This is a genomic window from Kluyvera genomosp. 3 (assembly GCF_011765685.1).
Lineage (GTDB): Bacteria > Pseudomonadota > Gammaproteobacteria > Enterobacterales > Enterobacteriaceae > Kluyvera > Kluyvera georgiana_A.
This window is the reverse complement of record NZ_CP050321.1, coordinates 3,274,072-3,299,268: the sequence shown is the minus strand read 5'-3', so window position 1 is coordinate 3,299,268 and position 25,197 is coordinate 3,274,072. Positions and strand designations below refer to the sequence as shown.

Below are 25,197 nucleotides of genomic sequence, written 5' to 3'. Positions count from 1 at the left end.
AATGCGCAACAATTTTCTGCGAGTAAAAGTGACGATATGAATTCTCTGTTTGCCAGTACGGCCCGTGGGCTGGAAGAGCTGTTAAAAACTGAACTGGAAGGCCTGGGCGCCCAAGAGTGCCAGATTGCCCAGGGCGGCGTCCATTTCCAGGGCGACACGCAGCTTCTGTACAAAAGCCTGATGTGGAGCCGTCTGGCGTCGCGCATCATGATGCCACTGGGAGAATGTAGCGTCTGGAGCGATCTCGATCTGTATCTTGGCGTACAGGCTATTGACTGGACCTCTATCTTCACCCCGGATGCCACCTTCGCGGTCAGCTTCGGCGGCCTGAACGATAGCATTCGTAACAGTCAGTACGGTGCGTTGAAGGTAAAAGATGCAATCGTCGATGCCTTTACGCGCAAAAATTTACCGCGTCCGAACGTCGATCGCGACAATCCGGATCTGCGTATTAACGTGCGCCTCAACAAAGAGACCGCCTATATTTCTCTCGACCTGAGCGGCGAAGGTCTGCACCTTCGCGGCTACCGCGATCGCACCGGTATGGCGCCAATCAAAGAAAACCTCGCGGCGGCTATCGTGATGCGCTCTGGCTGGGTGCCGGGCACGCCGCTGCTCGATCCAATGTGTGGTTCCGGTACGCTGCTGATCGAAGCGGCGATGTGGGCCACCGATCGCGCGCCGGGGCTGCATCGCGGCCACTGGGGCTTTAGCGGCTGGGCACAGCACGACGACGCCGTCTGGAAAGAAGTGAAGGCTGACGCGCAGACCCGCGCACGTGCCGGGCTCGCCGCCTACGAATCCCGTTTCTTTGGTTCTGACGTGGATAGCCGTGTGGTTGAACTGGCGCGCAGTAACGCCCGTCGCGCCGGAATTGGCGAGCTGATCACCTTTGAAGTGAAAGACGTGGCGCAGCTGAGCAACCCGCTGCCGAAAGGCCCGTACGGCACCGTTATCAGCAACCCGCCATACGGCGAACGTCTGGAAAGCGAACCGGCGTTGATTGCCATGCACAGCCTGCTGGGTCGCAATATGAAAAACCAGTTTGGCGGCTGGAACCTGTCGCTGTTCAGCGCCTCTCCGGAATTGCTGAGCTGCCTGCAATTGCGTGCCGAACGCCAGTTTAAGGCGAAAAACGGCCCGCTGGACTGCGTGCAGAAAAACTATCATCTGACCGAATCGACGGGTGAGAAACCGGCATCGCTGGCGGAAGACTATGCCAACCGTCTGCGTAAAAACCTGAAGAAATTTGAAAAGTGGGCCAAACAGGAGGGCATCGAATGCTATCGCCTGTACGATGCCGACCTGCCGGAATATAACGTGGCCGTTGACCGCTACGCCGACTGGGTAGTGGTGCAGGAATATGCGCCGCCGAAAACCGTAGATGCTAACAAAGCGCGTCAGCGTCTGTTCGATATCATCGCCGCCACCATCGCGGTGCTGGGGATCGCGCCGAACAAGCTGGTACTGAAAACCCGTGAGCGCCAGAAAGGCAAAAACCAGTATCAGAAGATGAACGAGAAGGGCGACTTCATGCAGGTGAGCGAATATAACGCGCGTCTGTGGGTCAACCTGACTGATTATCTGGATACCGGCCTGTTCCTTGATCACCGTATTGCTCGCCGCATGCTCGGCGAGATGAGTAAAGGCAAAGACTTCCTCAACCTGTTCTCCTACACCGGTAGCGCCAGCGTGCACGCCGGTCTTGGCGGCGCGCGCTCGACCACCACCGTGGATATGTCGCGTACCTACCTCGAGTGGGCGGAACGCAACCTGCGTCTGAACGGCCTGACCGGTCGCGCGCATCGCCTGATGCAGGCGGACGTGCTGGCATGGCTGCGCGATACCGACGAACAGTTTGATGTGATCTTTATCGATCCGCCGACTTTCTCTAACTCCAAGCGCATGGAAGATGCGTTTGACGTCCAGCGCGATCACCTGCGTTTGATGAAGGATCTGAAACGTCTGCTGCGTAAAGGCGGCACTATCATGTTCTCCAACAACAAACGCGGCTTCCGTATGGACCACGACGGCCTGGCAGAACTGGGACTGAAAGCACAAGACATTACCCAGAAAACACAGTCGCAGGATTTTGCCCGTAACCGTCAGATCCACAACTGCTGGCTGATTACCGCAGCCTGAAAGGAATAAAGAATGTCATTAATTAGTATGCATGGCGCCTGGCTGTCGTTCAGCGACGCGCCGCTTCTCGACAACGCCGAGCTGCACATTGAGGATAACGAGCGCGTCTGTCTGGTTGGCCGTAACGGCGCGGGCAAATCGACGCTGATGAAGATCCTTAACCGTGAGCAGGGTCTTGACGATGGGCGTATTGTCTACGAACAGGACCTGGTCGTGGCGCGTCTGCAGCAGGATCCGCCGCGTAACGTGCAGGGTAGCGTGTATGATTTCGTTGCCGAAGGTATCGAAGAACAAGCGGAATACCTCAAGCGCTATCACGATATCTCGCACCTGGTGATCACCGATCCGAGCGATAAAAATTTGCAGGAGCTGGCGAAGGTTCAGGAGCAGCTGGATCACCACGGCCTGTGGCAGCTTGAAAACCGCATCAACGAAGTGCTGGCGCAGCTTGGGCTGGAGCCCGATATGGAGCTGGCGTCACTGTCGGGCGGCTGGCTGCGTAAAGCGGCGCTGGGCCGCGCGCTGGTGAGCGCGCCGCGCGTGCTGCTGCTTGATGAACCGACGAACCACCTGGATATCGAAACCATCGACTGGCTGGAAGGTTTCCTGAAAACCTTTAAAGGCACAATTATCTTCATTTCGCACGACCGTTCGTTTATCCGGAATATGGCGACCCGTATTGTCGATCTCGATCGCGGCAAGCTGGTGACCTATCCGGGTAACTACGATCAGTATCTGATCGAAAAAGAAGAAGCGCTGCGCGTTGAAGAGCTGCAAAATGCCGAGTTCGATCGCAAGCTGGCGCAGGAAGAAGTGTGGATCCGTCAGGGCATTAAGGCGCGTCGTACCCGTAACGAGGGGCGCGTTCGCGCCCTGAAAGCGATGCGTAATGAACGCAGCGCCCGCCGCGAAGTAATGGGCAGCGCGAAGATGCAGGTGGAAGAGGCTTCCCGCTCCGGCAAAATCGTCTTTGAAATGGAAGACGTCAACTATCAGGTTGACGGCAAAGTGCTGGTGAAAGATTTCTCCGCCCAGGTCCAGCGCGGCGATAAAATTGCGCTAATTGGCGCGAACGGTTGCGGTAAAACCACGCTGCTGAAGCTGATGCTGGGTCAACTGCAGGCCGATAGCGGGCGTATTCACGTTGGTACCAAGCTGGAAGTCGCCTACTTCGATCAGCACCGCGCTGAGCTGGATCCGGACCGGACGGTGATGGACAACCTGGCGGAAGGTAAACAGGAAGTGATGGTGAACGGTAAGCCGCGCCACGTGCTGGGCTACCTGCAGGACTTCCTGTTCCATCCGAAGCGGGCGATGACGCCGGTGCGCGCGCTGTCCGGCGGCGAGCGTAACCGTCTGTTGCTGGCACGTCTGTTCCTCAAGCCAAGTAACCTGTTGATTCTCGATGAACCGACCAACGACCTGGACGTCGAAACCCTCGAGCTGCTGGAAGAGCTGATCGACGGCTACCAGGGCACCGTGCTGCTGGTGAGCCACGATCGTCAGTTTGTCGACAATACCGTTACCGAGTGCTGGATCTTCGAAGGTGAAGGGCGCATTGGTCAGTATGTCGGCGGCTATCACGATGCGCGTGGGCAGCAGTCGCAGTCACAGGCGCAAAAACAGGCGAATATTAAGAAAACGCCGGAAGTGGTTCAAGCTAAAGCAGAAACTGTCAAACGCACCAGTAACAAACTAAGCTATAACCTGCAGCGCGAGCTGGAGCAACTGCCGCAGAAACTGGAAACGCTGGAAGCGGAATTAGAGGCGTTACAGGCGCAGGTTGCTGACGCAAACTTCTTCAGCCAACCGCATGACCACACCCAAAAGGTGCTGGCCGATCTGTCGCAGGCGGAACAGGCGCTGGAAGAAGCGTTTGAACGATGGGAATATCTGGAAGCGTTGAAAAACGGCGCCTGATTGAGGACTTTTCATGTGCGAACAACATCATGCTGCGCAGCATATTCTGTGCTCACAGTGCGACATGCTGGTGGCGTTGCCGCACCTCGAGCACCGACATAAAGCGACCTGTCCGCGTTGCGGCACGACGCTGACAACCGTGTGGGACGAGCCGAGACGCCGTCCCACCGCCTACGTGCTGGTGGCGCTATTCATGCTGCTGCTGGCCAACCTTTTCCCTTTTATCAGCATGAACGTCGCGGGAGTGACCAGCCAGATTGAACTGCTGGAAATTCCCAGCGTCATGTTTTCGGAAGACTATGCCAGCCTCGGGACGTTCTTCTTGCTGTTTGTGCAACTGGTGCCGGCATTCTGTCTGATTACCATCCTGATACTGGTAAACCGGGTACCAATGCCTCATCGCCTGAAAGCGTTTCTGGCGCGCGTTCTGTTCACGCTGAAAACGTGGGGGATGGCGGAAATCTTTCTCGCCGGGGTATTGGTGAGTTTTGTGAAATTGATGGCTTACGGCGATATTGGCGTAGGCAGCAGCTTCCTGCCCTGGTGTCTGTTCTGTTTGCTCCAGCTTCGTACCTTCCAGTGCGTCGACCGCCGCTGGCTGTGGGACGATATTGCCCCGATGCCTGCGCTGGCGCAGCCGCTGAAGCCGGGCATCACCGGTATGCGGCAGGGGTTGCGTTCCTGCGCCTGCTGTACGGCCATTTTACCGGTCGACCAACTGGAATGTCCGCGTTGCCACAGCAAAGGCCATGCTCGTCGTAAAAATAGCTTACAGTGGACCATGGCGCTGCTGGTGACGTCGATTATCCTGTATCTTCCCGCCAATATCCTGCCGATCATGATTACCGATCTGCTGGGTGACAAAATGCCGTCGACGATTATTGCCGGGGTGATTTTGTTGTGGAGCGAAGGTTCATATCCGGTCGCAATGGTGATTTTTATCGCCAGTATTATGGTCCCGACGCTGAAGATGATTGCCATTGCCTGGCTGTGTCTGGACGCGAACGGCCTGAAACGCCGTCACCGTGACAGCGAACGCATGCACTTAATCTATGAAGTGGTTGAGTTTGTTGGCCGCTGGTCAATGATTGATGTGTTCGTCATTGCAGTGCTCTCCGCGCTGGTGCGTATTGGGGGGCTAATGAATATTTATCCGGCGATTGGCGCGCTGATGTTTGCGCTGGTTGTCATCATGACCATGTTCTCGGCAATGACGTTTGATCCTCGGCTGTCGTGGGATCGGGAACCTGAATCAAGCCATGAGGAGTCGTAAAAGCATGGAAACCAAGAGTGGGGAGGCAAAAGTGCAGAAAGTGAAAAACTGGTCTCCCGTTTGGATCTTCCCGATTGTGACCGCGCTGATTGGCGCCTGGATCCTGTTCTATCACTATAGTCATCAGGGGCCAGAGGTGACGTTGATCACCACCAACGCGGAAGGGATCGAGGGCGGTAAAACCCGCATTAAAAGCCGAAGCGTGGACGTTGGCGTGGTAGAAAGCACCACGCTGACCGACGATCTGACCCACGTAGAAATTAAGGCGCGTCTGAATTCCGGAATGGAGAAGCTACTGCATAAAGACTCCGTTTTCTGGGTCGTGAAGCCGCAGGTGGGGCGTGAAGGCATTAGCGGCCTAGGCACCTTGCTCTCGGGCGCCTATGTGGAGCTGCAGCCGGGCAAAAAAGGCTCGGTGCTAAATCAGTATCAACTGCTGGACTCGCCGCCGCTGGCGCCGCCGGATGCGAAGGGCATTCGCGTGCTGCTCGACAGCAAAAAGGCCGGGCAGCTTAGCCCCGGCGATCCGGTCCTGTTCCGTGGCTATCGCGTGGGGTCGGTGGAAACCAGTACTTTCGATCCGCAGACCCGTAGCATCAGCTATCAGCTGTTTATCAGCGCGCCGAACGATCGCCTGGTGACCAGTAACGTTCGTTTCTGGAAAGACAGCGGCGTGGCGGTGGATCTGACTTCCGCCGGGATGCGCGTTGAGATGGGGTCGCTGGCGACGCTGTTCAGCGGCGGGGTGAGCTTTGACGTGCCGGAAGGCGTCGATCTGGGCCAGCCGATTGCGGAAAAGACGGCGTTTAAGCTCTACGACGATCAAAAAAGCATTCAGGATTCGCTCTATACCCAGCATATCGACTACCTGATGTTCTTTAAGGATTCTATTCGTGGTCTGCAACCCGGCGCGCCGGTTGAGTTCCGTGGGATTCGCCTCGGTACCGTCGCTAAAGTGCCTTACTTTGTGCCGGGCCTGCGCCAGTCGATTACCGATGATTACCGTATCCCGGTGTTGATCCAAATTGAGCCGGAACGTCTCGCGGCCCAGTTTGGTGATAGCCCGGACGTGCGCGGTCATCTGCCGATGCTGATTGAACGTGGGCTGCGTGCGGCGCTGAAAACCGGTAACCTCGTGACCGGCGCGCTGTACGTCGATCTGGATTTCTATCCAAAAGAGCCGGCGATTGCGAAAATGAAAGAGTTTAGCGGTATGGGGATCATCCCAACCGTCAGCGGCGGTCTGGCGCAGATCCAGCAGCGTCTGATGGAGACGCTGGATAAGATCAACAATCTGCCGTTAACGCCAATGGTGCAACAGGCCACCAATACGCTGTCTGAGAGCCAGAATACGATGCGCCGCCTGCAAACGACGCTGGATAATCTGAACAAGATTACCGCCAGCCAGTCCGCGCAGCAGCTGCCGGGTGACATGCAGAAAACGTTGCGTGAATTGAATCGCAGCATGCAGGGCTTCCAGCCGGGTTCCGCGGCCTATAACAAGATGGTGGCCGATATGCAGCGTCTGGATCAGGTATTGCGTGAACTGCAGCCGGTGCTGAAGACGCTCAATGAGAAGAGCAACGCGCTGGTGTTCGAAGCGAAGGATAAAAAAGATCCAGAGCCTAAGAGGGCAAAATAATGAAAAAGTGGTTAGTCCTGGTTGCGGCCTGCCTGTTGGCGGCCTGCAGCACCACGGAAAATAAAACGTATTATCAGCTGCCGATAGCGACCGGAACGGTACAAAACGGTGCCAGCACCAGCCAACGCATGCTGTGGATAGAGCAGGTCAGTATTCCTGACTTCCTTGCGGGCAGCGGGGTGGTCTACCAGACCAGCGACGTTCAGTACGTGATTGCCAGCAATAATCTGTGGGCCAGCCCGCTGGATCAGCAGCTGCGTACTGCTCTGGTCTCTAACCTGAGCAATCAGCTGCCGGGCTGGGTGGTTTCATCGCAGCCGTTGGGCAGCGACCAGGATACGTTGAACGTGTCGGTAAGTGGATTCCACGGCCGCTATGATGGCAAAGTGGTGGTGAGCGGTGAATGGCTGCTCAATCATCAGGGGCAGTTAACCAAGCGTCCATTCCACATCGAACTGGCGCAGCAGCAGGATGGTTATGATGCGATGGTGAAAACTCTGGCCCAGGCCTGGAGTCAGGAAGCCGCGTCTATTGCGCGTACCATCAATCGTTAATCATAAGTAGAATTAATTGTTCTAAGGGCCGCTGTCGGTGCAAAACCGACGGCGGTTTTTTTATGTCTGAGGTCAGCGCCTTACCTGTGCCGCCTCACATTTTTTGTACAAATGTTCTTCTGATTAGCTCACAAATATGACATTGGTGTGAATTCTACGCATTGACGGGGCCATTTTTTAGCGGTATTCGTATTACGTGGCCTGCATATTTTGTAGCCACTGTTTTCTTTTCCACCAGACCAAGATATGAGGGAAACGAGGCATGAAGAGACAAAAACGAGATCGCCTGGAGCGGGCACATCAGCGTGGATATCAGGCCGGCATTACCGGGCGTCCGAAAGAAATGTGTCCTTACCAGACTATAAACCAAAGGTCTTACTGGCTGGGAGGCTGGCGAGAAGCCATGGAGGACAGGGCAGTTATTGCCTGACACTGTCTCTTTAAAAAGAAACCTCCGCACTGCGGAGGTTTCGCCTTTAGATTCATAACACCGATTTATCGCCAGCGTATCGCGGCGTTAAATGGCATCAGAATGCAGAAGTGTCCTGGAACAGACCGACTTTCAGGTCGGTCGCGGAGTAGATCAGGCGACCATCAACCAGCACTTCGCCATCCGCCAGACCCATAATCAGACGACGGTTAACGACGCGCTTGAAGTGAATACGGTAGGTGACTTTTTTCGCGGTCGGCAGAACCTGACCAGTGAATTTCACTTCGCCTACGCCGAGGGCGCGGCCTTTGCCTTCACCGCCCAGCCAACCGAGGTAGAAGCCGACTAACTGCCACATTGCATCCAGGCCCAGGCAGCCAGGCATTACCGGATCGCCGATAAAGTGGCAACCGAAGAACCACAGGTCCGGGTTGATATCCAGCTCGGCTTCAACGTAACCTTTGTCAAAGTTGCCGCCGGTTTCGGTCATTTTCACGACACGATCCATCATCAGCATGCTAGGCGCCGGTAACTGCGGGCCTTTCGCGCCGAACAGTTCACCGCGACCAGAGGCAAGAAGGTCTTCTTTTGTATAAGATTCGCGTTTATCTACCATGTTTTCAGTAAGCCTTATTTTAAGTTCGGGACGCAGGATAGCTAACACGTGTACGCTGAACAAGTCCGATCAGTTGGAATTCGACCGGTTTAACCAGCGTAACGGCCACGGATAGCGGTAGCGAGGCTCCTGCTGCGTGGCTTGTGCGATGCGTTCCTGAATAGTTTGCAACAGCGTCTGACCTTCGCAGTCCCAGTTGAGCTGCGTCAGAAGCGGCAGCGCATCGGTGACGTCATCAATGGCCCAGATAGAGAACTCGCCGGCTTCGACGGCTTCCTGCACCTCGGTGGCAAGGCTCAGATGGCGCACGTTGGCAGAAGGGATAATCACTCCCTGTTTGCCGGTCAGGCCACGTTGGGCGCAGATAGCGAAGAAACCTTCAATTTTTTCGTTCAGCCCGCCGACCGGCTGAGCGCGGCCAAACTGGTCAACGGAACCGGTCATGGCAATGCTCTGATTGATTGGCACGTTAGCCAATGCGCTAATCAGCGCGCACAGCTCGGCCATTGAGGCGCTATCGCCATCGACCTCGCTGTATGACTGCTCAAAGGTGAGTGAAGCGGAGAAGGGGATCTGCTGATCCAGATCGAGCTCGGCCATCAGGAATGCCTGCATCAGCATCATGCCTTTGGCATGGATGTTACCGCCAAGCTCGGCCTTACGTTCAACGTCGGTAAATTCGCCATCACCAATATGCACGACGCAGCTAATGCGTGAAGGCTCGCCAAACGGGCGTGGGTGACCCGGGAAATCGATCACCGACAGGGCATTTATCTGCCCAATGCATTCGCCTTCGGTTTCAATCAGAATTTGTTCAAGTAGGATTTCATCCTGCATACGCTCGGCGAGGAAACCTTCGCGCCACTGACGCTGGGTAAGCATGGTTTTCAGCTGCTCGGCGTTGATAACGGCGTCAGAGGTAAACGGCGCGGCTTCACGTAGCTGGCGGCTAATCCACAGCGGACAGAGCGGCATAATCTCCTGATCGCCGGTATAGCGTGCGCCTTCCTGCATCAGCAGCGGCCAGGCATCGGCGGCCAGGCCTGGCAGGGATTTCTCACGTGCCACTTGCCACACCCACTGGCACCACTGGCGCAGGGTCTCTTCGTCGGCGAGCTGCAGACTGTCTTCGAACTCACTGTACAGCGAGGACTCAGTCAATTCGGGCTCCATCTCCTGGAATTCGGCCAGTGATTCTCGTTCGCCCACCAGGATGACTTTCAGGTTGATTGGCATGGAAGGAATGCTGACCGGCAGCGGACGGGCGTCATCGAAGGTCAGCCAGTCAAAGCGCTGCTGAAGGACCTGATTCTTTAAACGCATCCACAGCAGCGGCTGCGACATCAGCGTGCGCAACGGCAGCACGAGGATGCCGCCGTTGGCTTGATGCACCAGGCCAGGCTGTAAACTGATTTCGCCGTTAAACTGGCGTACGCAGCCAAAGAGCTGTTCAGCTTCAACCCAGTCGGCGAAAATAACAGGCCCCTGGCTGGCAAACGTATCATCGGCGCTGCGCGCAGGCGTCATCGTGACCTTGCCGCCGGTGACCTGATAATCGACGCCCGTCAGGGGCGATTCATCGCTATCGCGCAGAGAGCGTGTTGTTTGCGTCAGCAGGTGCAGATACTCTTTTTCTTCTGGCGCTTTGACCAGCAAGAAAGGGGAGACGCCCTGAGGGTGCAGAAACTGCTCAAGTGCGTAATGTAAACGAGCCTGCAGCTCGCTGAATAAAGAGTCGTTTTCTGAGGCTAAATCAGGCTGGGCAAATAGCGCCTGGAATGCTTCAGTCGCGGGGGCGAGAAAGCGCCGGGAAAGAGTATTTATAGTCAATGTCGCTATTTTTAGTCAGATGTAAAGTGCGTGATTATACCTGATGCCGCGGGGAAGCTCACGGAGAATACAGAAGTATCTTCTGCGATGGCTTTTATCCCTATCACAGTTGCAGATTTCTTCTCAGCACATTGAGAAAAAACTGTTATCCTGAAAAGAGTTACACGGTCACACTGAGATCGCCATGAAATATCAACAACTGGAAAATCTTGAAAGCGGCTGGAAGTGGAAATACCTGGTGAAAAAACACCGGGAAGGTGAGCCTGTCACCCGCTACATTGAAGCCAGCGCCGCGCAAGAGGCCGTCGATGTTTTGCTGACACTGGAACATGAACCGGTTCAGGTTAATAGCTGGATTGCTCAGCATATTAATCCGCAACTGGTGAACCGTATGAAGCAGACGATACGTGCGCGCCGTAAGCGTCATTTTAACGCCGAGCATCAGCATACCCGTAAGAAATCTATCGACCTGGAATTTGCCGTCTGGCAGAGGCTGGCAGGGCTGGCGCAGCGTCGCGGTAAGACGCTGTCGGAGACGATCGTTCAGCTGATTGAAGATGCGGAAAATAAAGAGAAATACGCGAGTAAGATGTCCAGCCTGAAGCAGGATCTCGAGGCCATGCTAGGGAAAGACAAATAGCCCTGGCTGCGGTCGGGCTCCTCTTTGCTGACAGCAGTAAATGGCCGAAAAAAAACCCCGCAGCGCGGGGTTTTTTTATGAGACGAGAACTTAAGCCGCTGGCTGAGTTACAACGTCTTTAACGCCTTTAACTTCGATCTCTACGCGACGATCCGGTGCCAGGCAGTCGATCAGTGCAGCGCGAGCTTTCACGTTGTCACAGGTGTTGCCGGTAACCGGGTTGGATTCGCCCATGCCACGTGCAGAGATTTTGTCAGACGGGATACCTTTGGAGATCAGGTAATCAACAACGGACTGAGCACGTTTCTCGGACAGACCCTGGTTGTAAGCGTCAGAACCGATGCGGTCAGTGAAGCCCAGAACAACTACGGAACCGTCTTTCGGATCCAGGTTGCTCAGCTGGGAGTACATCTGATCCAGAGCCTGTTTACCTTCCGGTTTCAGGGTTGCTTTGTTGAAGTTGAACAGAACGTCAGACTTCAGAGTGAAGTGTTTGGTCTGTACTTCTGGAGCCGGAGCCGGAGCCGGTGCAACTACCGGAGCAGCAGCATCCTGCTGGCCGAAGCGGTAGGAAACGCCTACGCTCAGCATGCCGTTATCAGGACGTACACCTACAGTGTTTGCGTCGCCGATGTTGTTAACCCACTGGTATTCCAGACGGGTAGCGATGTCACGAGTGACAGCCCACTCAACGCCGCCAGCGAATACTGGGGAAACGCCGGTGTCGTGGTTTTTACCAATCTGGTTGTTGTTGGAGTCTGCACGCCAAACCATACCACCCAGACGAGTGTAGATGTCCAGATCGTCAGTAACTGGGTAGCCCAGTTTAGCAGTCAGCTGAACGCCTTGAGCTTTCAGAGCGCCATTGGTCTGGCTGCCGGTGTATTCCATACGGCCCAGCCAGTCGTAACCCATTTCGAAACCAACGTACGGGTTAACCTGGTAACCACCGAACGCGCCTGCGCCCAGCTGGCTGTTGTGGGTAGAACCGTTGTTGTTCAGGTCACTCTGGTACCAACCGGTGTCATGGAACTGGGACCAACCCAGTTTACCACCAGCATACCAGGTGTTGTCTTGCGGAGCGGCCTGCGCTACGGAAGCGAAGCCTGCCAGTGCCACTGCAATCGCGATAGCTGTCTTTTTCATTTTTTGCGCCTCGTTATCATCCAAAATTTGCCATGAAGTTCTAAATAGACTCACGGTTAAATCCTTCCACCGGGGGCGGGGCTTAGTTAAATACTTAGCAGAACTCTGCGGTGTTAAGCTGAGCACCCCTGGCGATGTAAAGTCTACAACGTCGTTGGAAACTTACAAGTGTGAACTCCGTCAGGCTTATGAAAAAAAAAGACTTGTATACGCAATATTTAACAAATGTGTCGAAAAAATAATCGACATAAAATTCGGGAAACCGCATCAGACCAGCATTCTGCCTGTAATCATCCATAAAAACGGACAGATAAAAAAAATGCAAAAAAAATCCCAGGAAAATTCTTAATTTCGCTTAATGGTACAAATTCGAGTGAATTTTTAGCCCATTAAATTGTCCTGTTGGATGTAATGCGGTCTGAACTGGTCGCATAATGAACACCATTGCGTTACCTTCTTCCGCCGCGTTTTGTAAACGCGCATGTTCTTCTACGGACAATTCTTCGCTCAGCCAACCAATAACGACACTATAATTACCGGTACGTGATGCGCGAACCATCGAGTCGAGCATATCGCAGGGTGACATCTGGCGAAGCTGCATGACTTTTGTGAGCGGCAGACCAGAGGCCTGTACCCACTGACGGCTTAACTTCTGCTGCGGCGTGAGCCACAGCTGCCAGCGAGACTGCTGACCTAACTGCTGTAACAATGGCAGCAGTAACAGCTGTGCCATCATCGGTTGATCTTCGCGATAGAGCACTTCACTAATTAAAGCGGCAGGGGTGCTGTTTACCGGAGTAAAAGCATGGGAAGCCGTTGTGGCGGCTGTGACAGAAGAACGATTTACGACACCAGAAGTATACATAGCTAATCCAACCTTGTGGGTTACTGTATGAATATACAGTACTACCCCAAAGTCTAAAGATCAACCTCATTTTCTGAAAGCATCTCGCAAAATTGCACAAGAAATACCCATGATGACAAATTCATCTTGCCGTACCGGTAGAACTTCCCTATGTTGCTTGTTATATGAACGATTAATAAATTTAATGTATTCATGTGCATGATTATTAAGGATTAATCATGAAGATTATCTCTTATAAACGGATTTACCAATCCCAGGAATATTTCTCGGTGTTGGGGAAAGTAAAGTCTCGGGCACTGTTTGGCGGCTATAGTCTGGCCGTTGACAATACCGTCTTTGCTATGGTCGCAGAAGGTGAGCTGTATCTGAGGGCGTGCGAAAAAAACGCCAACTATCAGGCCCAGCACTCACCGCCACTGTTAACGGTACGTAAACGAGGGCATGCGCAGCAGCTTAACTATTTTCGCGTCGATGAATGGCTGTGGTCGAATAGAGCAGAGCTGCTTTTGCTTGGACAGTTCGCACTTGAAGATGCGCAAAGTGAGAAGCGTCGACGGCGGCATTTACGGCTCAAAGATCTTCCCAATCTCTCTTTTCATATGGAACTGCTGTTGCATGAAGCAGGTATTAAGGACGTCCGTACGCTCCGGCAAATGGGTTCTAAAACGGCGTGGATGCGGCTTCGGCAGTTACGTAAACAGCTGAGTGTGAATGTGTTGTATTCGCTGGAGGGGGCTATCATCGGCGTTCATGCCGCGGCGCTCCCGGCGAAAACGCGCCAGGAGCTGGAAACGTGGGTGCAAAATTACACCCAGAAAAGGTGATTAGCGCATCACCTGCTTCTGCAGACGGCAGATTTCAGGCAGCAGAGAAATCATCAGGCCGATTTGTTGCAGAACCAGTGGCTCTTTGCTGTCCGGACGAGGATCGAGATGATGGATCCTCGCCGCGAGCCCACTTAACGCCTGCTGAACCCGCTGTTCATCTGCGGGCTGATGATGCAGCGCATCGTCGACGTAGCAGACGGCGTCGTCCAGAAGCGCCAGAATCTCTGCGGTGGTCAGTTTTTCGCGATGGGCACCCAGCGCCGAGATGTAGCTGGTGAGCGTGTGGTTCAGGCACAGTAAGCGGAACGCGGTTTCCCGCATTTCGGCTGTGACCTTCGGTTCGGTAGACATGTTGGATACCACCGAGGCCAGCTCAGCATCCCGATTATGCGCATCGCGGCGCGCAATACGGTAGGCCAGACGGTTATCGCGGCCCTGATGATACTGCTCGAGAATTGCATCCAGATAGCGACAGTTAGCGTCCACGGCTCGCTCCAGAACGCGCGGCAGGTTACGGAATTTCCAGTCTGGCCAGATAAAACTCACCGCCAGCCAGGCAATACCGCAGCCAATCAACGTATCCACCACGCGCGGCAACGCCACTTCGAACCCTTCGCCCAGCAGGTTAAAGCACAGGAGCACGAGCAGGGTAATAAACATCGTCGCGTGAGCGTATTGTACGTTGCGAAAAGCGAAGAACAGCACGCCTGTGACCACAATCAGTATCAGTTGCCCTTCCAGCGAGGGCACCAGCCAGAGAATCGGCAGGCCCAACGCTACGCCGACTAGCGTGCCGATAATACGTAGCGCCAGGCGATGGCGAGTGGCGTTGTAGTTCGGCTGGCAGACGAACAGGCTGGTGAGCAAAATCCAGTAGCCGTGCTGTAATCCGGTCAACTGGATAAAGGCATAGCCAACGCACAGTACCACCGACATGCGCACCGCGTGGCGGAACAGCGCGGACTCCGGCGACATATTACGACTCAGGCGTGAAAGAATATCGTCGAAACCGTGCAGGCTATCATCGGCAAGCACATTCTCCGTTTCGCTGTTCGTCTGCGACGGCGACTGTTCAGACTCAATGGTGGCGAGTTGGGCGTCGATGGCTCGCAGGTTGTTGAGCAGAAAACCCAGCGCTTTCATCTGCTCCGGCGCGGTACCGCTGGCGCGCACGCGATCCAGCGCGGCGTCCAGATGGGTGAAGGCGCGCTCAAAACGGGCGTCATGCTGATAAGGCGTGCGCAGCAAAATGGCCTTAGCCAGATCCTGACAGGCGATAGACTGCATTGAAAGTAGGCGCTGGAAGCGGAACATCACATCGCTATAGCGGAACTGGTCGCGTAGCGCCTGATATTGTATATGCGATGAGCTGGCCCGTTCGTGGATATCCTGGGCGACAAAATAATAGTGCAGGGTACGACGGGTGCTACGTTGGCCGCGGTCGCCGCGCAGACGCGTTAATAAAGACGCTTTCGTCTGATTGAGCGTCGACACCAGTTGCCCGTTTGCCAGCGCCAGCTCATACAGCGGCGCCTGATTATCGTCATCAAGATCGGGATCGAACAGGCGCGACTTCAGCTCCAGATAGCGGGCAAGCTGCTCGTAGCTGCGGGCGAGGTTATCCTGCAATGGGCGAATAGGAAATATCAGGTGCCCGGTCAGCGTCAGGACGTTATACCATACGGCCCCTGCAATCAGCAGCAGCGGCTGCTGATACCAGTGGGCGTAGAGCGATACGCCGAGCATCGTGTAAATGGCAATTAGCAGCGCGCCAAAGGCGATGGTGGCATAGCGCTGCCCCAGCCCGCCCAGCAGAATAAACCCGATGGTCGACACGGTGAGCCCCAGCGCAAACAACCAAGGCCAGGGAAACAGCACTTCAACCGATGCTGAAGCGATAAAAAAGCAAATCAGGGTAATAACCAGGTTACGTAGCCGCCCGGTCAGACGGTCGTCGAGATCCGTTAGCGCAGCGGCGACCACCCCAAGGGTGAGCGGGATGGTCAGCTTTGCATCGCCCAGCCACCAGGGCAGGGCGGTTGTGCCAATGAGCGCAATAAATATTCTGGCGTTGTACAGCCAGGTACTGTTCCATGTATAGCGGCGAAGCAGCGGGCTTAGCATAGCGGTTAAGAGTCCTGATTACTGAAAACGGCGACGGGCATTTGCTTCGCGCGCAGCGCGCGCCACTTCGACGGACACCACCCGACGCCCAACTGGCCACAGGGCAATAGCGGCTATTTTAAAGTTCGCAATCCCGACCGGGATACCGATAATGCTGATGCATTGGGCGATGCCGGCCATAATGTGCGTCAGGCACAGCCACCAGCCAAATAGCACAAGCCACAGAATATTGAGCAGGGTGCCGCCCGCATTCATTACGCTACTTTTGGCCCCTGGTTCAAGTTCATCGACGTGCACCGCTTCGTTGCCGTACGGCACCAGCGACAGCTTAGTGATCTCCCAGCATGAGCGAGTCAGCGGCAGCGTAATAATCAGAACGATGCTGACGAGCGTTGCCAGCAGCCAGCCGAGAGTTGTCAGAAAACCACCTAATACAAAATTCAAAATATTCAGAACAGTACGCATAAATCCTCACTGCAGCGCTGTGAATAATAAGACCTGCTGATTGTAACGTTTTTTTAGGCTGGAGCACCTATTCTCTGGCGGTTACACTGTGAGATATCGAAAAAGTCAGGATTCGGCACGACATGGAATTAAAAGCAACGACGCTGGGTAAGCGCATGGCGCAGCATCCTTATGACCGGGTGGAGATCCTCAACGCGGGCGTACGGGTGTCCGGCCCTCAGCATGAATATCTCATTCCTTTTAATCAGTTACTGGCGATTAACTGCAAGCGTGGCCTGGTGTGGGGAGAGCTGGAGTTCGTGCTGCCCGAGAATAAAGTTGTGCGCCTGCACGGGACAGAATGGGGCGAGACGCAGCGCTTTCACCGTCATCTGTTGGGGCTGTGGCAGCAGTGGAGCGCGGAGATGAGTGACATCGCCGCCGGGCTGTTGGATGAACAGCTGGCGGTTATTGCCGGGAGCCGCGAAGAGAATCGCTGGTTGACTCGCCAGCAGGCGCAGGACATTCGTCAGCGGATCGTTAAGGCGCTGGAGGGTCTGCCGCTGCCGACAAACCGACTGGCAGAATTTGATAACTGCCGCGAGGCCTGGCGGCAGTGTCAGGCGTGGCTGGCAGATAAAGAAAGCGGGCGCGCGCTACATAATCAGCGTTACACCGAAGCAATGCTGGAACAGTACAGCGACTTCTTTGCGCGTATAGAATCGTCACCGCTGAACCCGTCCCAGGCGCGTGCAGTGGTCAACGGCGAGCGTTCGTTACTGGTGCTGGCGGGAGCCGGTAGTGGTAAAACGTCGGTGCTGGTGGCGCGTGCAGGCTGGTTGCTTGAGCGCGGCGAAGCCTCGGCGGAACAGATTTTGCTGCTGGCCTTTGGCCGTAAGGCGGCTGAAGAGATGGACGAGCGCCTGCAAACGCGCCTGCATACCGATGCCATCACCGCGCGTACTTTCCATGCGCTGGCGCTGTCAATCATTCAGCAAGGCAGTAAGAAGGTGCCGGTCGTCAGTAAGTTGGAGAACGATGCTGCTGCTCGCGCTAAATTGTTTATCGCGTGTTGGCAGCAGCAGTGCCGGGAGAAAAAAGCGCAGGCCAAAGGTTGGCGCCTGTGGTTACAGGAAGAGCTGGGCTGGGATGTAGAGGAAGACAGCTTCTGGGAAGATGAAAAAATCATCAAGCGAATGGGCAGCCGTCTTGATCGCTGGGTCAGCCTGATGCGTATGCATGGCGGTTCCCAGGCTGAGATGATTGCCGGTGCGCCGGAGGAGATTCAGGATCTGTTCGGCAAGCGGATTAAGCTGATGGCGCCGATGTTGAAGGCGTGGAAAGCCGCGCTGAAAGCCGAAAATGCCGTCGATTTCTCCGGTCTGATTCACCAGGCGATTATCATCCTCGACAAGGGGCGCTTCGTCAGCCCGTGGAAGCATATTCTGGTCGACGAATTTCAGGATATCTCCCCGCAGCGTGCGGCGCTGCTGGCGGCGCTACGTAAACAAAACTCGCAGACTTCACTGTATGCCGTTGGCGATGACTGGCAGGCGATTTACCGCTTTAGCGGCGCGCAGCTGTCGTTGACCACCGCCTTCAATCACTATTTTGGTGAAGGGGATAACTGCGCGCTGGATACCACCTATCGCTTCAACAACCGCATCGGTGAAATTGCTAACCGCTTTATTCAGCAAAACCCGCACCAGCTGAATAAACCGCTGAACAGTCTGACCACGGGCGACAAAAATGCCGTCACTCTGCTGGAGGACGATAAGCTTGATGCACTGTTTGATAAGCTCAGCGGCTACGTGACGCCGGACCAGCGTATACTGGTGCTGGCTCGCTATCACCACCTCAAGCCTGCCGCCCTCGAGAAAGCGGTCACGCGCTGGCCGAAGCTGAATATTGATTTCATGACCGTGCACGCCAGTAAGGGCCAGCAGGCGGATTATGTGATTGTACTCGGGCTACAGGAAGGTTTTGACGGTTTTCCGGCCCCTGCGCGTGAGTCGATTATGGAGCAGGCGTTGCTGCCTGAGCCGGAAGATTTCCCCGATGCTGAAGAGCGGCGCTTGTTGTACGTGGCGATGACTCGCGCACGACTGCGCGTCTGGCTGCTGTTCAATAAGGCGCAGCCGTCGCCGTTCGTGGAGGTGTTAAAACAACTGTCGGTGCCGGTGGCGAGAAAACCGTAATCGAAGAACGGAGCCGACACCGCGTCGGCTCCGGGAACGTGAGGAATTATTTCAGGCGTTCTGCCAGATAGCGCTGATAGTCTGGGATCAGAATATCCACGGGTTCGCTGAAGTTAGGCGACTGAATAATAAAGTCGGCGGTGGCGGCGTTGGTGGCGACCGGAATATTCCAGACGGTTGCCAGACGCAACAGAGCCTTCACATCCGGGTCATGGGGTACGGCGTTGAGCGGATCCCAGAAGAAGATCAGCACGTCGATTTTCCCTTCGGAGATCAGCGCGCCAACCTGCTGGTCGCCGCCCATCGGGCCGCTGAGCATCGCCTGGACTTCCAGGCCTGTTGCGCGTTGTACCAGGTTACCAGTGGTGCCGGTCGCTGACAGCGTGTGGTTTGCCAGGCAGGCCTGATGGCGCTGTACCCATTTCATCAGCATATCTTTGCAGTGATCATGCGCGACCAGCGCGATGTGTTTACGCGCCGGTAAGGTGCGTGTTGTCAGTTCCATGTGTCTTTCCCTGAGTGTTGAATCCAGACAGATTACTGCATGCGAATCAGGCTGCAAGCCCTGATTGGCAAAAATTTGACGCCCGACATTAGCGGACTAGCGTACACTTAAGTGATTGGCCAGGAGGATAATGATGACTGAAAACGAGATTGCCAGCATTTTGACGACCACGCGAACCATCGCGCTGGTGGGCGCCAGCGACAAGCCGGACCGTCCAAGCTACCGGGTGATGAAATACCTGTTGGATCAGGGCTATCACGTGATTCCTGTTTCGCCGAAGGTTGGCGGCAAAACGCTGCTCGGGCAGCAAGGCTATGCCACCCTTGCCGAAGTGCCAGAGAAGGTCGATATGGTTGACGTATTCCGCAATTCGGAAGCCGCGTGGGGCGTGGCGCAAGAGGCGATAGCCATCGGGGCGAAGACGCTGTGGCTGCAGCTTGGCGTGATTAACGAACAGGCGGCTGTGCTGGCGCGCAATGCGGGGATGCAGGTGGTGATGGATCGGTGCCCGGCGATTGAGATCCCTCGTCTGGGCCTCGCGAAATAAACGCGCGTGCTGAGAATACAAAAAAACCCGCATAGCGGGTTTTTTATTAACGCGGCAATCAGTTACGCAGCCGCGGTGCCTGTAGCTGTCGGCGGATGGTACGCGCCAGTTCATCCATCGTCGGTTGTTCGGGATGATCCTCGCTCGGCTCACTGCTCAACTGGGCTTCGGCCAGATAGGTATGCACCGGCTGACCTTCGTCATCTTCCATCACCACGTGATACCACGGCAACGCGCGTAGTTCGTCGTTAGCCGCCAGATCGTCGGGATCAGGATCGTCAAGCGAGTAAACCGGGTCGATATCTACCACCACGCCCAGATAGCCCAGCAGGGAGTGACGCACCTGCTGGCCGATACCGAATTTGCTGGTAATCATCATACTCACCTCCCGGGAAATGGCCTCTCTCTACTTCTACTATATATATAGACACCATTTCGCTTTTCAAGTTACATGACGCGGCAGGCAAATCCTTTCAAGTACAGTCCTTCCGGGTACGTCGCAATCACCGGGTGATCGGCTGCCTGACGGAACTGCTCTATAAATTGTACATCACGACCGGCATCTACAGCGGCGTCGGCAATGATTTTCTGGAATAAATCTGCGGTCATCAGGCCAGAACAGGAGAAAGTCAGCAACACGCCGCCCGGATTCAGTAACTGAATAGCCAGCATGTTGATGTCTTTATAGCCGCGGCAGGCGCCCATCAGCTGGCTTTTGTTTTCGACGAATTTCGGCGGGTCCATCACGATAACATCGAATTTCTCGCCCTGATCGCGATATTTACGCAGCAGTTTAAACACGTCGTCGCGCACGAACTCCGCTTTGCTCAGGTCGAGTTTGTTCAGCTCAACGTTCTGGCGCGCAACGTCCAGCGCTTCCTGAGACGTATCGACGCTGGTGACCTGGCGGCAGCCGCCCATCAGCGCCGAAACGGCAAAACCGCCGGTGTAAGAGAAGCAGTTCAGGACGCGTTTGTCTTCAACATAGCGGCGGGTCGCCAGGCGGCTATCGCGCTGATCGAGGTAATAACCAGTTTTATGGCCACCCTGAATATCGACCAGCAGCTTCATGCCGTGTTCTTCAATCGGCAGCAGCGCTGGCGGCAATTCACCGGTCACCGGCCCTTGGGTCAGCTCCATGCCTTCTTTTTTACGCACCGCAACATCGCTACGATCGTAGATGGCGCATTCCGGGTAGAGGGTTTGCAGGGCGCTAATCAGCGCGGCGCGCTGGTATTCGGCACCGGCACTCAGCAGTTGCAGCACCAGGAAGTTGCCGAAACGGTCAATGGTGACGCCCGGCAGACCGTCAGATTCACCGGCGATCAGACGGTAGCTATCCAGCCCATCTTTTTTCGCCAGCCAGTCGCGCCAGCTTTGCGCCTGCTGAAGGCGGCGGACGAAGAAATCGATATCGATGCTTTCATTAGCGTCAAACGTCCAGACGCGAGCGCGGATCTGTGAGGCGGGGGAATACGCGCCGCGGGCTAACCATTTACCCTGATGGTCGACAATATCAATGGTCTCTCCGAGGCTGGCTTTGCCTTCCATGCGGGCAACCGCGCCGGAAAAGACCCAGGGATGACGGCGCAGCAATGATTTTTCGCGCCCTTTGGCTAACACTAAACGTACACTCATAGTTAATTTTCTGGCTGTTTGATGGAATCAGGCTGCATTTTCCCGACTTCCCTGCACAATTGCAACGCGTGAGGGCAGAATGTCGGGAGAAATGGCGCTACAGTTGAGACAGACTGAGGAGGAATAAAGATGGATAAGTGTGTGATTTGTTGGGTTTACGGTAAGGTGCAGGGGGTCGGCTTCCGCTTCTTTACTCAACAGGAAGCGCAGCGCCTTGGCCTACGCGGCTATGCGCTCAATCTTGATGATGGCAGCGTCGAAGTGGTTGCCTGCGGTAACGATGAACAGGTCGAAAAGCTGCTGGCATGGCTCAAGGCAGGCGGGCCGCGTAGCGCGCGGGTTGATAAAGTTCTGGCGGAACCACATCAACCCGAAAAAGCGTGGAGCAACTTCAGTATTCGCTATTAAATGCACTTCACCGGTTTTGGCAGGCCGGCGATTTTCGTCGCCTGTTTAGCCGGGCCTTTCGGGAACAGGCGATATAAATAGCGGCTATTGCCTTTCTCTTCGCCAAAGGTATTGGCCATGGCTTTCACCAGCATGCGGATTGCCGGCGAGGTGTTGAATTCCAGGTAAAATTCGCGCACAAAGCGCACCACTTCCCAATGTTCAGGGCTGAGTTCAATGCCTTCGTTCGCGGCAATGGCCTCGGCCAATCCTTCGCTCCACAGGGTGGTGTCTTTCAGATAGCCTTCGCTATCGGTCTCAATTTCGGTGTTCTGGTAGATAAGCATAATATTTCACACAACAAACAGATGGCGGGAAGTGTAGCAAATAAAAAGGCCCCGCATAAGCGAGGCCCTGATGTTGATGAGCAGGTAGGTTAATCGCGGCTGGCGAAACCGAGGATGCTCAGCAGGCTGACAAAGATGTTGTACAGCGAGACGTACAGGCTAACGGTCGCGCGGATATAGTTGGTTTCCCCGCCGCGAATGATGTTGCTGGTCTCAAACAGGATGGCGCCGGAAGAGATCAGGATAAACACCGCGCTAATGGCCAGGTGCAGCGCCGGCAGTTGCAGGAAGATATTAGCCACCATGCCAATCAGCACCACGACGATACCGGCCATCAGCATTCCGCCGAGGAACGACATATCTTTGCGAGTGGTCAGCACATAGGCAGAACAGCTGAAGAACACCAGCGCGGTGCCGCCCAGCGCCATACCAATCACATCGCCCATACCCGCGGACAGGTAGGCGTTAAGAATCGGCCCGAGGATATAGCCCAGGAAGCCGGTAAAGGCGAAGGCAGACAGAATACCAACCGGTTTATCCGCCGTTTTATAGGTCAGGAACATCAGGCCGTACATGCCGACCAGCGTCAGAATTAAGCCCGGAGACGGCAGCCCCAGCACGGTGCTGGCGGTCGCGGTGATGGCGGAAAACGCCAGCGTCAGGCTCAGCAGGAAATAGGTGTTACGCAGGACTTTATGTGTGCTCAGCAGCGATGAGCGGTCACGCGATGAAGTAATTATGCGATCCATGAGTCACTCTCTTATGACAGATGTTATTAGTGGCACAGCATAAGAAATCTCTCTTTTATTCCCAAATCTTTTTACCCATCTTTACTCAGACTTCTGGCTCGTCACAGAAACACAATATAAAGCACGAAAGAGCGAGATCAATCTCTTATAGGTTATTGAAAGCACTTGCGTTATCAACCGTCTGTGCCAAGAGTGAACAGGGTTCTAACAACAAGGCAATGGAAATGAAATTATACAAACATAACAACATCACGATGGTTCTACTGGCAATGGGTCTGGCAGGGGCGGCGCAGGCCGCGACCGTGCCGGAAGGAACGCAGCTTGCCGATAAACAGGAGCTGGTGCGCAGCAACGGCAATGAGCCTGCTTCGCTCGACCCACATAAGGTTGAAAGCGACGTTGAGTTTAATATCATCAGCGACCTGTTCGACGGGCTGGTGGCGGTGAAACCGGACGGCAGCATTGAGCCGCGGCTGGCGGAATCCTGGGAGAATAAGGACAACACCGTCTGGACTTTCCATTTACGCCCGGGCATTACGTGGTCTGACGGTTCGCCCATCACCGCGCAGGATGTCGTCTGGAGCTGGCAGCGTCTGGTGACGCCAGCCACCGCGTCGCCGTACGCCAGCTATCCGGGCAACATGCATATTATGAACGCTGCCGATATTGCGTTGGGTAAGAAAACGCCGGATACGCTTGGCGTGAAGGCGATTAACGACACCACGTTGGAAGTGACGCTGACGCAGCCCACTTCCGCGTTTCTTGCCATGCTGGCGCACCCATCCATGGTGCCGCTTGATAAAGTGCTGATTGCTCGCTACGGCGATAAATGGGTGAAGCCGGAACACTTTGTTGGCAGCGGCGCGTATCATTTATCTCAGTGGGTGGTGAACGAGCGGATCGTAGCCGAGCGTAATCCGCGCTACTGGAATGATAAGCAGACGGTGATTAATAAGGTGACCTATCTGCCTATCCGCTCCGAAGCGGCCGACGTTAACCGCTACAAGGCGGGAGAGGTCGATATTGTGTATACGCTGCCGATCAACCAGTTTAGCCAGTTGAAAAAAACCTTAGGCAGCGAGGTGGACGTGTCGCCGCAGCTGGCAACCTATTACTACGAGTTCAATACCACCAAAGCGCCGTTTAACGATGCCCGCGTACGCCGTGCGTTGAACATGGCGCTGGATAAAGACATCATCGCCGATAAGGTTATGGGGCAGGGGCAGCGGCCGGCGTGGGTAATCAGCCAGCCGGAGATTGGCGGCGTGAAGCTGAACGGCCCGGATTACGCATCATGGCCGCGCGATAAGCGAATTGCTGAAGCGAAAAAACTGTTGGCGGAGGCCGGGTTTAACGACGCGCATCCATTATCATTCAATTTGCTCTACAACACCTCTGAATCACACCAGCGGGTGGCGATTGCGGCTTCTTCAATGTGGAAGAAAAATCTCGGCGTCGAAGCTAAGCTGCAAAACCAGGAGTGGAAAACCATGCTGGATGCGATGCATACGGGTAACTTTGACGTTGTGCGCTACGCGTGGATCGCCGACTACGATGACGCTTCCACTTTCCTGAACACCTTCCGTACCAGCGACAGTGAGAATACCGCAAAGTACAGCAACCCGGATTATGACGCCGCGCTGCTCGATGCAGCGAAAACACAGGACGCTGCCCAGCGCGCCCGTGACTACCAGAAAGCAGAAGATCTACTGGCGCGGGATGTGCCGGCCATTCCGGTCTATCACTATGTGCGCACGCATCTGGTGAAACCGTGGGTAGGCGGTTTTACCCCTGACCGCCTGGGGTATTACTACACCAAAGATATGTTTATCAAAAAACATTAAGCAGGATGAGGGCGGGAAAAGCGTTTTAAAACTAGCCATTTTGTTGTTTTTTCAGACGAATAACAACTTTTTGGCTGTTTTTCAGGCAAACGAACGTTTTGGTGCTTTACAGGTCCGTTCGGGATGTTTATAGTGCGCCTCATTGGAAGCGTGGCCGAGCGGTTGAAGGCACCGGTCTTGAAAACCGGCGACCCGAAAGGGTTCTAGAGTTCGAATCTCTACGCTTCCGCCAAATACTAGCCCCGAGCAACTTTGTTGCTCGGGGCTTTTTCGTTCCTGCGATTTTCTCTTCAGTTTTTCCTGTTCCCGCCATCGGCCTTGAGCAATAAGGCGTCGACCTACCACCAATAAATGCGGTGTCTTTTATCGTCGGGAAGCGCAATGCGCTCGAAGTGGAGCGTCATTCACAGGGGCAAGGAGTAAATTTCAGTTAAGTCTTTCGGTTGAGGAGTAGGAATAGTCTGTATTTTGCTATTTTTTTTAGCATTAAAATCAAAGTATTAATTTTTTACCTGTCGATTTCATGCCA

23 protein-coding genes and 1 tRNA gene are annotated in these 25,197 nt (G+C 54.8%); 13 read left to right on the top strand and 11 right to left on the bottom strand.

Annotation, left to right across the window (positions count from 1 at the left end; genetic code table 11):
- The first annotated feature begins 36 nt into the window (after nt 1–36).
- The 6 genes from rlmKL to rmf all read left to right on the top strand — a co-directional run bounded on the left by rlmKL (nt 37) and on the right by rmf (nt 7,961).
- Entirely contained in the window at nt 37–2,142 is a 2,106-nt protein-coding gene (gene rlmKL, locus GY169_RS15565; protein ID WP_163448547.1) for a bifunctional 23S rRNA (guanine(2069)-N(7))-methyltransferase RlmK/23S rRNA (guanine(2445)-N(2))-methyltransferase RlmL, read from the top strand.
- Nucleotides 2,143–2,154: 12 nt separating this feature from the next.
- Nucleotides 2,155–4,062, top strand: coding sequence for an ABC transporter ATP-binding protein (locus GY169_RS15560; protein WP_167576281.1), 1,908 nt, complete (start codon nt 2,155–2,157; stop codon nt 4,060–4,062).
- A gap of 13 nt (nt 4,063–4,075) precedes the next feature.
- On the top strand, nt 4,076–5,335 hold the full coding sequence (gene pqiA / locus GY169_RS15555; protein WP_167576280.1) for a membrane integrity-associated transporter subunit PqiA: 1,260 nt from the start codon (nt 4,076–4,078) through the stop codon (nt 5,333–5,335).
- Nucleotides 5,336–5,339: 4 nt separating this feature from the next.
- Complete coding sequence (pqiB, locus tag GY169_RS15550; protein WP_163448553.1) at nt 5,340–6,977, top strand: intermembrane transport protein PqiB; 1,638 nt, start codon at nt 5,340–5,342, stop codon at nt 6,975–6,977.
- The gene (pqiC, locus tag GY169_RS15545) at nt 6,977–7,531 is read left to right on the top strand and encodes a membrane integrity-associated transporter subunit PqiC (protein WP_167576279.1); all 555 of its coding nucleotides are present in this window, start codon (nt 6,977–6,979) and stop codon (nt 7,529–7,531) included. The genes pqiB and pqiC overlap by 1 nt, the downstream gene beginning before the upstream one ends.
- Before the next feature lie 262 nt (nt 7,532–7,793).
- Nucleotides 7,794–7,961: a ribosome modulation factor gene (gene rmf, locus GY169_RS15540; protein WP_163448557.1), complete on the top strand. Its 168-nt coding sequence runs from the start codon at nt 7,794–7,796 to the stop codon at nt 7,959–7,961.
- Nucleotides 7,962–8,058: 97 nt separating this feature from the next.
- Here the strand turns inward: rmf and fabA are convergent, their stop codons facing one another.
- A complete protein-coding gene (fabA, locus tag GY169_RS15535; protein WP_064548854.1) occupies nt 8,059–8,577 on the bottom strand; it encodes a 3-hydroxyacyl-[acyl-carrier-protein] dehydratase FabA in 519 nt (172 codons plus the stop codon).
- A 69-nt stretch (nt 8,578–8,646) separates the two neighbouring features.
- Complete coding sequence (locus GY169_RS15530) at nt 8,647–10,407, bottom strand: Lon protease family protein (RefSeq protein WP_167576278.1); 1,761 nt, start codon at nt 10,405–10,407, stop codon at nt 8,647–8,649.
- A 184-nt stretch (nt 10,408–10,591) separates the two neighbouring features.
- Between GY169_RS15530 and matP the strand changes: the two genes are divergently transcribed.
- Nucleotides 10,592–11,047 (top strand): macrodomain Ter protein MatP, encoded by a 456-nt coding sequence (matP, locus tag GY169_RS15525; protein WP_167576277.1) that lies wholly within the window; start codon nt 10,592–10,594, stop codon nt 11,045–11,047.
- Nucleotides 11,048–11,137: 90 nt separating this feature from the next.
- Here matP and ompA read toward each other — a convergent pair whose 3' ends face one another.
- Together ompA and sulA are read right to left on the bottom strand one after the other, a co-directional pair.
- A complete protein-coding gene (gene ompA, locus GY169_RS15520) occupies nt 11,138–12,193 on the bottom strand; it encodes a porin OmpA (protein WP_167576276.1) in 1,056 nt (351 codons plus the stop codon).
- 355 nt (nt 12,194–12,548) lie between these two features.
- Nucleotides 12,549–13,058, bottom strand: coding sequence for an SOS-induced cell division inhibitor SulA (gene sulA, locus GY169_RS15515; RefSeq protein ID WP_163448561.1), 510 nt, complete (start codon nt 13,056–13,058; stop codon nt 12,549–12,551).
- Between the two features lie 218 nt (nt 13,059–13,276).
- Between sulA and GY169_RS15510 the strand changes: the two genes are divergently transcribed.
- Nucleotides 13,277–13,882, top strand: a complete 606-nt coding sequence (locus GY169_RS15510; RefSeq protein ID WP_167576275.1) for a TfoX/Sxy family DNA transformation protein — start codon at nt 13,277–13,279, stop codon at nt 13,880–13,882.
- Here the strand turns inward: GY169_RS15510 and yccS are convergent, their stop codons facing one another.
- Together yccS and GY169_RS15500 are read right to left on the bottom strand one after the other, a co-directional pair.
- On the bottom strand, nt 13,883–16,009 hold the full coding sequence (yccS, locus tag GY169_RS15505) for a YccS family putative transporter (protein WP_167576274.1): 2,127 nt from the start codon (nt 16,007–16,009) through the stop codon (nt 13,883–13,885). It lies immediately after the preceding gene.
- Nucleotides 16,010–16,027: 18 nt separating this feature from the next.
- Nucleotides 16,028–16,474, bottom strand: a complete 447-nt coding sequence (locus GY169_RS15500; RefSeq protein ID WP_167576273.1) for a YccF domain-containing protein — start codon at nt 16,472–16,474, stop codon at nt 16,028–16,030.
- Nucleotides 16,475–16,596: 122 nt separating this feature from the next.
- Between GY169_RS15500 and helD the strand changes: the two genes are divergently transcribed.
- Nucleotides 16,597–18,651 (top strand): DNA helicase IV, encoded by a 2,055-nt coding sequence (helD, locus tag GY169_RS15495; RefSeq protein ID WP_167576272.1) that lies wholly within the window; start codon nt 16,597–16,599, stop codon nt 18,649–18,651.
- 46 nt (nt 18,652–18,697) lie between these two features.
- On the opposite strand, the gene mgsA is transcribed toward helD, so the two are convergent.
- A complete protein-coding gene (gene mgsA, locus GY169_RS15490) occupies nt 18,698–19,156 on the bottom strand; it encodes a methylglyoxal synthase (protein ID WP_064548873.1) in 459 nt (152 codons plus the stop codon).
- A gap of 133 nt (nt 19,157–19,289) precedes the next feature.
- On the opposite strand from mgsA, the gene GY169_RS15485 reads away from it, so the two are divergent.
- Nucleotides 19,290–19,703 carry a CoA-binding protein gene (locus GY169_RS15485; protein WP_064548875.1) on the top strand — a complete coding sequence of 138 codons (414 nt, stop codon included), beginning with the start codon at nt 19,290–19,292 and terminating at the stop codon, nt 19,701–19,703.
- A gap of 58 nt (nt 19,704–19,761) precedes the next feature.
- Here the strand turns inward: GY169_RS15485 and hspQ are convergent, their stop codons facing one another.
- Complete coding sequence (gene hspQ, locus GY169_RS15480) at nt 19,762–20,079, bottom strand: heat shock protein HspQ (RefSeq protein ID WP_064548889.1); 318 nt, start codon at nt 20,077–20,079, stop codon at nt 19,762–19,764.
- A 71-nt stretch (nt 20,080–20,150) separates the two neighbouring features.
- The gene (gene rlmI / locus GY169_RS15475; RefSeq protein ID WP_163448573.1) at nt 20,151–21,341 is read right to left on the bottom strand and encodes a 23S rRNA (cytosine(1962)-C(5))-methyltransferase RlmI; all 1,191 of its coding nucleotides are present in this window, start codon (nt 21,339–21,341) and stop codon (nt 20,151–20,153) included.
- Nucleotides 21,342–21,470: 129 nt separating this feature from the next.
- Between rlmI and yccX the strand changes: the two genes are divergently transcribed.
- Nucleotides 21,471–21,749 carry an acylphosphatase gene (gene yccX / locus GY169_RS15470; protein ID WP_163448574.1) on the top strand — a complete coding sequence of 93 codons (279 nt, stop codon included), beginning with the start codon at nt 21,471–21,473 and terminating at the stop codon, nt 21,747–21,749.
- Here the strand turns inward: yccX and tusE are convergent.
- Both tusE and yccA read right to left on the bottom strand, forming a co-directional pair.
- Nucleotides 21,746–22,075: a sulfurtransferase TusE gene (gene tusE / locus GY169_RS15465; protein ID WP_064548881.1), complete on the bottom strand. Its 330-nt coding sequence runs from the start codon at nt 22,073–22,075 to the stop codon at nt 21,746–21,748. The two genes, yccX and tusE, sit on opposite strands and share 4 nt — an antisense overlap.
- Nucleotides 22,076–22,164: 89 nt before the next feature.
- A complete protein-coding gene (gene yccA, locus GY169_RS15460) occupies nt 22,165–22,824 on the bottom strand; it encodes an FtsH protease modulator YccA (protein ID WP_064548883.1) in 660 nt (219 codons plus the stop codon).
- A gap of 224 nt (nt 22,825–23,048) precedes the next feature.
- Between yccA and GY169_RS15455 the strand changes: the two genes are divergently transcribed.
- Entirely contained in the window at nt 23,049–24,668 is a 1,620-nt protein-coding gene (locus GY169_RS15455) for an ABC transporter substrate-binding protein (RefSeq protein WP_167576271.1), read from the top strand.
- Between the two features lie 144 nt (nt 24,669–24,812).
- Nucleotides 24,813–24,900 (top strand) — tRNA-Ser (locus tag GY169_RS15450).
- Nucleotides 24,901–25,197: the final 297 nt, after the last annotated feature.

What these genes read in the sequence shown, in the direction of transcription:
- sulA (WP_163448561.1), bottom strand. Translation starts at nt 13,058, where the DNA reads ATGTATACTTCTGGTGTCGTAAATCGTTCTTCTGTCACAGCCGCCACA.
- GY169_RS15560 (WP_167576281.1), top strand. Translation starts at nt 2,155, where the DNA reads ATGTCATTAATTAGTATGCATGGCGCCTGGCTGTCGTTCAGCGACGCG.
- GY169_RS15500 (WP_167576273.1), bottom strand. Translation starts at nt 16,474, where the DNA reads ATGCGTACTGTTCTGAATATTTTGAATTTTGTATTAGGTGGTTTTCTG.
- GY169_RS15485 (WP_064548875.1), top strand. Translation starts at nt 19,290, where the DNA reads ATGACTGAAAACGAGATTGCCAGCATTTTGACGACCACGCGAACCATC.
- ompA (WP_167576276.1), bottom strand. Translation starts at nt 12,193, where the DNA reads ATGAAAAAGACAGCTATCGCGATTGCAGTGGCACTGGCAGGCTTCGCT.
- mgsA (WP_064548873.1), bottom strand. Translation starts at nt 19,156, where the DNA reads ATGGAACTGACAACACGCACCTTACCGGCGCGTAAACACATCGCGCTG.
- GY169_RS15510 (WP_167576275.1), top strand. Translation starts at nt 13,277, where the DNA reads ATGAAGATTATCTCTTATAAACGGATTTACCAATCCCAGGAATATTTC.
- fabA (WP_064548854.1), bottom strand. Translation starts at nt 8,577, where the DNA reads ATGGTAGATAAACGCGAATCTTATACAAAAGAAGACCTTCTTGCCTCT.
- hspQ (WP_064548889.1), bottom strand. Translation starts at nt 20,079, where the DNA reads ATGATTACCAGCAAATTCGGTATCGGCCAGCAGGTGCGTCACTCCCTG.
- pqiC (WP_167576279.1), top strand. Translation starts at nt 6,977, where the DNA reads ATGAAAAAGTGGTTAGTCCTGGTTGCGGCCTGCCTGTTGGCGGCCTGC.
- rlmKL (WP_163448547.1), top strand. Translation starts at nt 37, where the DNA reads ATGAATTCTCTGTTTGCCAGTACGGCCCGTGGGCTGGAAGAGCTGTTA.
- yccA (WP_064548883.1), bottom strand. Translation starts at nt 22,824, where the DNA reads ATGGATCGCATAATTACTTCATCGCGTGACCGCTCATCGCTGCTGAGC.
- GY169_RS15455 (WP_167576271.1), top strand. Translation starts at nt 23,049, where the DNA reads ATGAAATTATACAAACATAACAACATCACGATGGTTCTACTGGCAATG.
- rlmI (WP_163448573.1), bottom strand. Translation starts at nt 21,341, where the DNA reads ATGAGTGTACGTTTAGTGTTAGCCAAAGGGCGCGAAAAATCATTGCTG.
- matP (WP_167576277.1), top strand. Translation starts at nt 10,592, where the DNA reads ATGAAATATCAACAACTGGAAAATCTTGAAAGCGGCTGGAAGTGGAAA.
- helD (WP_167576272.1), top strand. Translation starts at nt 16,597, where the DNA reads ATGGAATTAAAAGCAACGACGCTGGGTAAGCGCATGGCGCAGCATCCT.
- tusE (WP_064548881.1), bottom strand. Translation starts at nt 22,075, where the DNA reads ATGCTTATCTACCAGAACACCGAAATTGAGACCGATAGCGAAGGCTAT.
- rmf (WP_163448557.1), top strand. Translation starts at nt 7,794, where the DNA reads ATGAAGAGACAAAAACGAGATCGCCTGGAGCGGGCACATCAGCGTGGA.
- yccX (WP_163448574.1), top strand. Translation starts at nt 21,471, where the DNA reads ATGGATAAGTGTGTGATTTGTTGGGTTTACGGTAAGGTGCAGGGGGTC.
- pqiA (WP_167576280.1), top strand. Translation starts at nt 4,076, where the DNA reads ATGTGCGAACAACATCATGCTGCGCAGCATATTCTGTGCTCACAGTGC.
- yccS (WP_167576274.1), bottom strand. Translation starts at nt 16,009, where the DNA reads ATGCTAAGCCCGCTGCTTCGCCGCTATACATGGAACAGTACCTGGCTG.
- pqiB (WP_163448553.1), top strand. Translation starts at nt 5,340, where the DNA reads ATGGAAACCAAGAGTGGGGAGGCAAAAGTGCAGAAAGTGAAAAACTGG.